Annotated in this window: 6 protein-coding genes; 4 read left to right on the forward strand and 2 right to left on the reverse strand. The window is 73.9% G+C overall.

Annotation, left to right across the window (positions count from 1 at the left end):
• The first annotated feature begins 161 nt into the window (after positions 1–161).
• Positions 162–1427: an FG-GAP and VCBS repeat-containing protein gene (locus tag RH94_RS14820; protein ID WP_073948064.1), complete on the forward strand. Its 1266-nt coding sequence runs from the start codon at positions 162–164 to the stop codon at positions 1425–1427.
• A 65-nt stretch (positions 1428–1492) separates the two neighbouring features.
• Complete coding sequence (locus RH94_RS14825) at positions 1493–1873, forward strand: DUF2511 domain-containing protein (RefSeq protein WP_073948065.1); 381 nt, start codon at positions 1493–1495, stop codon at positions 1871–1873.
• Between the two features lie 122 nt (positions 1874–1995).
• Here the strand turns inward: RH94_RS14825 and RH94_RS14830 are convergent, their stop codons facing one another.
• Entirely contained in the window at positions 1996–3153 is a 1158-nt protein-coding gene (locus RH94_RS14830) for an enolase C-terminal domain-like protein (RefSeq protein WP_073948066.1), read from the reverse strand.
• Complete coding sequence (locus RH94_RS14835) at positions 3153–3422, reverse strand: hypothetical protein (protein WP_073948067.1); 270 nt, start codon at positions 3420–3422, stop codon at positions 3153–3155. Before RH94_RS14835 ends, RH94_RS14830 begins: the two co-directional genes overlap by 1 nt.
• 193 nt (positions 3423–3615) lie before the next feature.
• Here RH94_RS14835 and RH94_RS14840 point away from each other — a divergent pair, with 193 nt between their 5' ends.
• Positions 3616–4041, forward strand: a complete 426-nt coding sequence (locus RH94_RS14840; protein ID WP_073948068.1) for a DUF2267 domain-containing protein — start codon at positions 3616–3618, stop codon at positions 4039–4041.
• 103 nt (positions 4042–4144) lie between these two features.
• Positions 4145–4795: a dienelactone hydrolase family protein gene (locus RH94_RS14845; RefSeq protein WP_073948090.1), complete on the forward strand. Its 651-nt coding sequence runs from the start codon at positions 4145–4147 to the stop codon at positions 4793–4795.
• Positions 4796–4902 lie beyond the last annotated feature (107 nt).

Consider the following 4902-nt stretch of genomic DNA (forward strand, 5'->3'; position numbering starts at 1 on the left):
CCCGCCAGGTCCGCACACGCCCCTGACAGGACGCGGCGAAGCCCCGGCGCACGGTGTGACATCTGGCCGGTTCCGTGCGCTTGGTAAGTGCCGCCCGTGACGGGTGGGGGGTTCTTCGAGTCAGGGGTGGGGCATTGGGTCGCCGGACGAGGCGTGCGTGCGTGGGGTGGCCGGCCGGCGGGGTCGTCGTCGCGCTCGGGGCGGGGGTCGTCACGTACGCCACCGCCTCCGCGCCGGGCCGGGCCGGGCCGGGCCGGCCGCAGGAGTACGGGCGCGAGCCCGCCGTGCGCACCGTGCGGTTGGCGGATCAGGGGGCGGGACGCAGGAGTCTGCCGCGGCAGGACACGGAACGCTTCAGCGCCGCACTGCTGACCTGGGACGATCCGCACGCCGAACTGAGGGGCAGGGCGGAGGTCCGTGCCCGCTCGGCGCGGACGGGCCAGTGGTCGCACTGGCAGACCCTGCCGGACAGCCGGTTCCAGGGGCGTGAGGCCGGCTCGCGGGGTGGCACCTGGAACGTCCGGCTGACCGGCGGCGCCACCACCTCCGGCGGACTCACCACCGCCACGGGCCCGGTCGCCCACCTGGACGCCGCGACGGGCGACTTCAACGGGGACGGGTACGCGGACGCCGTCCTCACCTACCGTGACAGCGGCGGCATCGGGCGGGTGGCGCGGTTCACCGGATCGGCGGCCGACCTGACCGAGTCCGGCATGAAGTCCGTCAGGGGCGGCCGCTCCGTCGCCGCGGGCGACATCAACGGTGACGGCTACGACGACCTCGTCATCGGCCGGCCCCACCCCTCCGAGTCCGGCGGCACGCCAGGTGGCCACATCGCCGTGCTCCTCGGCTCGGCGGAGGGCCTGGCCACCACCGGGGCGAAGGTCGTCCGCCAGGACACCGTCGGCGTGGCCGGCGCCGACCGGTCCGGCGACGCCTTCGGCTTCTCGGTGTCCGTCGGCGACTTCGACGCCGACGGCTCCGCGGACATCCTGGTCGGCGCCCCCGGCGAGGACTTCACCCGTGACGGCGTCGACCGCGCCGACGCCGGTCGGGCCACCCTGCTCCGGGGCACGCCCTCGGGCCCGACCGTCACCGGCTCCTTCACCGTCTGCCAGGACACCCCCGGCATCCTGGACGCCACGGAGAAGGGCGACCGGTTCGGCTCCTCCGTCTCCCTCACCGATCTGTCCGGCCACGGGCGCGCCGGCCTCGTCATCGGGTCGGGGGCGAGGACGCGGGCGACGGCCTCCTGCTGTACACGCCCGTCCACAGCACCGGCTTCGGCCTCGCCCGGACCGTCGCGCTGCGCGGCACCGCCCTGGGCACGCCCGCCGGGGCCCGCCTCGGGCAGGCACTGTCACCCTGACGCATCCGCACCACAACGGACCGTCACGATCCCATCACAGAATCAGCACAACACCTGACCAGGGCGGTAACGGCCCGGATGATGTCGGTTACCATCCGTACCATCGCTCCCCTGGGGTGACCCATGCGTATCCGCGCCACTGCTGCCGCGGCCGCCGTCTCCGGCGTTCTCGCCCTGACCGCCTGCACCAGCAGCTCGGCAACCGCCGACAACCGCTCCGACGACGCCAAGTCCGTCGGCACCGCCGAGGACGGCGGTGAGCCGAGCGGCCACATCACCGACCGCACCGTCAAGCCCTGGCCGTTCACCGTCGCTTCCGGCACTCTCGCCTGCAGCGGCCAGGCCGTCACCTTCACCATCCCCGAAGGCACCTACGGCCTCAACGACGCAGCTCAGCGAAAGCACCCCGCCCCCGACCCGATCTGGGCCGACGACCCCAACAACGCGGGCACCAGGATCCCCCTCACCGAGGTGATAGCCCAGGGCCTGGAACTCTGCAAGTAACGCGGGCGACGAGAGGGTGCTGGGCGCAGGAGACCCCTGGCTCAGCGGCCACCGCCCTTACCCCAGGGCGGTGGCCGCCCCAGTCGGCACGGCGGCCGAGGCGTTCACCCCCGCGGGCCCGGTCAGGCCGGCCGCTCCCCGTGGACGCGGTGGGGCTCGGCGTCGGCCCACTTGACGTCCAGGCCGAGCCCGGGGCGGCCCGTGTCGGGCCGCAGGGCGCCGCCGACGGGCGACAGCGTGCCGTCGAACACCAGGTGCTCGAACCGGACGTGGTCGTGGAAGTACTCCAGGTGCCGCAGCCGGTGCACGGCGCAGAAGGCATGGGCCGAGACCGCGGGGGCACAGTGCGCGGACAGGTCCAGGTGACGGGCCGCCGCGAGGCCCGCGACCTGTAGTACGCCGGTGATACCGCCGCAGCGGGTGACATCGGCCTGGAGGCAGTCCACCGCGTCCGCGTCCACGAGGTTGACGGCGTCGCGCAGGGTGTAGGCGTACTCCCCCGCCGCGATCTCCAGCCGCGCCGGTCCGTTGTTCCGGAGCAGCCGCAGGCCCTCGATGTCCGCGGAGCTCACCGGCTCCTCGAACCACCGTACGTCCCATTCGTCCATGAACCTGTACGCCCAGTACAGCGCCTCCTTGCGGCCGAGGGCACCGTTGGCGTCGGTGAGGAGTTCGGGCGCGTAGCCGATCGCCTTGCGGACCGCGGTCAGTCGCCGCGGGTCGCGGTCCGGTTCTCTCGACGTCTTCAGCTTGACCCGGGGGATGCCCTGTTCGACCCAGTCGGCGAGCTGGTCGGCGAGGCGGTCCAGGGGGTAGTTGGTGAAGCCGCCGCTGCCGTACACGGGGACCCGGTCGTGGTAGGCCGGGAGCGCGTGGACCAGCGGTACGTCCAGCAGCCGGGCCTTGAGGTCCCACAGCGCGATGTCGGCCGCGGAGAGCGCCATGGCTCCCACACCGGGCCGGCCGGCGTTGCGGATCCGCCGGCCCATCAGCTCCCACAGAGCCGGCGGCGCGGAGGCGTCCCGGCCCCGGAGCAGCGGGGCGAGCTCCGAGGACAGGAAGAAGGCGACCGACACGTCCCCGTAGGTGTAGCCGATGCCGGTCCGTCCGCCGGCGTGCACCCGGACCAGGACCATGGTGGTGGAGTCCCACTCCAGGGTGCCGTCCTGCTCCTTGCCGTCCGGGCCGTCGGTGGGGAGTTCGAAGGCGTGCACGTCGACGGCGTCGATCCGGTACTCCTTCGGCGCCGGCTCGGCGGCCGTGGTGGGGTCGCCGGGCATCAGTGGCGTCCCGGCAGGTGTCCCACCGGCCCGGTGGACTTCCGGCGCGTGCCCCTGGCGGTGCTGCCCAGCCCCTCGGGGCCGTGCACGGCGGCTTCGGCGGCCTTCTCGCCCCGCTCCTTCGTGATGCGCGGCGGGACGGGGGCGATCCCCTGCCGGTGGTGGACACCGCCCAGCGGTCCGTCGACGCCGTCGCAGGGACGGCCGCAGACCCTCTCGGCACCCCGCCGGCGCAATCGCCGCAGGACGAAGTCGGCCACCAGCGTCATGACGTACTCCCTCGGACGCGCACCTGTGTCATCACCTGTGGGTGACCCTCTGTGGCCCTGCCCAAACGGTGGGTCGCCCTTCCCCACCCGCACGGCGGGGCGGCGGTGCGGCGACAGTGTCACGGGTACTCGCCCGTTGCCCTGCCGTGGGCGTTGCCGGACGAACCGCACCCCGAGGAAGGACGCGCGTCCCATGCGGTACGACGAGATCATCGGGAAAGTGCAGGAGCTCGCTCAGCTGCCGGACCGGGAGGCGGCCGGCCGGGCGGCCCGGGCCGTGCTGAGCACGCTGGCCGAACGGCTGCCGTCAGGGCTCGCGGAGCATGTGGCCGCCCAGCTTCCGCCGGAACTGGCCGCGTCCATGCGGCAGGCGGCCGAGTCCTCCGCCGGCGGGCACTCGCCCACCTCGGGCGAGCGGTTCGGTCCGACCGTGTTCGCCGGACGGATCGCCGGACGCGCGGGGACGGACGAGGACGCGGCCCTGCGCGAGGCCGCCGCCGTCATGGAGGTGCTCGACGCCGCGCTCATCCCGGAACTGACCGAGAAGATCGCCGCAGTACTCCCCGCGGACATCCGTGAGCTCCTGCCCGCCGGCCGTGCCGCCGAGAGCTCGGACTGACACGGGTCCGGCCGGGTTCCCGTCGGGGGAACGGGTACCCGTCCGGAGATCCGAGACGCCACGGGCCCCATGGCCCGACAGCCGGAGGGAGCAGGTGGTCTCCGTGATCTCTGAGATGGTGTCGGTGCCCGCCGACCACCTCACGTTGTCGGGCGACTTCGTGGTTCCCGACTCGTCCCGGGCGACCGTGCTGTTCGTGCACGGTGTGCACACGTCCCGTCAGGACCCTGCCACGCGGTCCGTCGCCGCCGAGCTGCACAGGGCCGGATTCGGCACACTGGCCGTGGACCTGTTCAGTGAGACCGAGGGCCGGCGGGCCGAGGCGATGAGCGAGCAGCGCGTCGACATCGACATGCTGGGCCGCCGTCTGATCGCCGCGGTCGACTGGCTGGGGATACAGCCGGACGCCCGGACACTGCCGGTGGTCCTCTTCGCCGCCGGGGCCGAGGCGGCCGCCGCCCTGATCGCGGCGGCGGCGTTGCCGGACGAGGTGCTGACGGTGGTCTCATGGGCCGGACAGCCCGAGTTGGCGGACGGATTCCTGGAGCGGGTCCGCGTGCCGGTGCTGTTCGTCGAAAGCGGTGAGGACCCCGAGGATCTCCGCTCGAGCGGGCAGGCCGCCGAACGGCTCGCGGGCCCGCACGCGGTGCGCGAGGTCCGGGGCGCCTCCCACCGGCTCCGGGAGCCGGGCGCGCTGAGCCGGGCCGCCGCGGTCGTCGAAGAATGGTTCACCGAGGTCCACCGGCCGACTTGAGCCGGAAGGGCCCGCGGAGGAGACGTCGCCGCCCGGTGCGGCGTACAGGTCCCGCACACCGGTACGGGCGCGGCCGCGCCGGCGGCGGAGGCCGTTCTCCGGCCCCC

The sequence above is a fragment of the Streptomyces kebangsaanensis genome, assembly GCF_001906585.1.
Taxonomy (GTDB): Bacteria; Actinomycetota; Actinomycetes; order Streptomycetales; family Streptomycetaceae; genus Streptomyces; species Streptomyces kebangsaanensis.

What these genes read in the sequence shown, in the direction of transcription:
- RH94_RS14825 (WP_073948065.1), top strand. Translation starts at nt 1,493, where the DNA reads ATGCGTATCCGCGCCACTGCTGCCGCGGCCGCCGTCTCCGGCGTTCTC.
- RH94_RS14830 (WP_073948066.1), bottom strand. Translation starts at nt 3,153, where the DNA reads ATGCCCGGCGACCCCACCACGGCCGCCGAGCCGGCGCCGAAGGAGTAC.
- RH94_RS14835 (WP_073948067.1), bottom strand. Translation starts at nt 3,422, where the DNA reads ATGACGCTGGTGGCCGACTTCGTCCTGCGGCGATTGCGCCGGCGGGGT.
- RH94_RS14840 (WP_073948068.1), top strand. Translation starts at nt 3,616, where the DNA reads ATGCGGTACGACGAGATCATCGGGAAAGTGCAGGAGCTCGCTCAGCTG.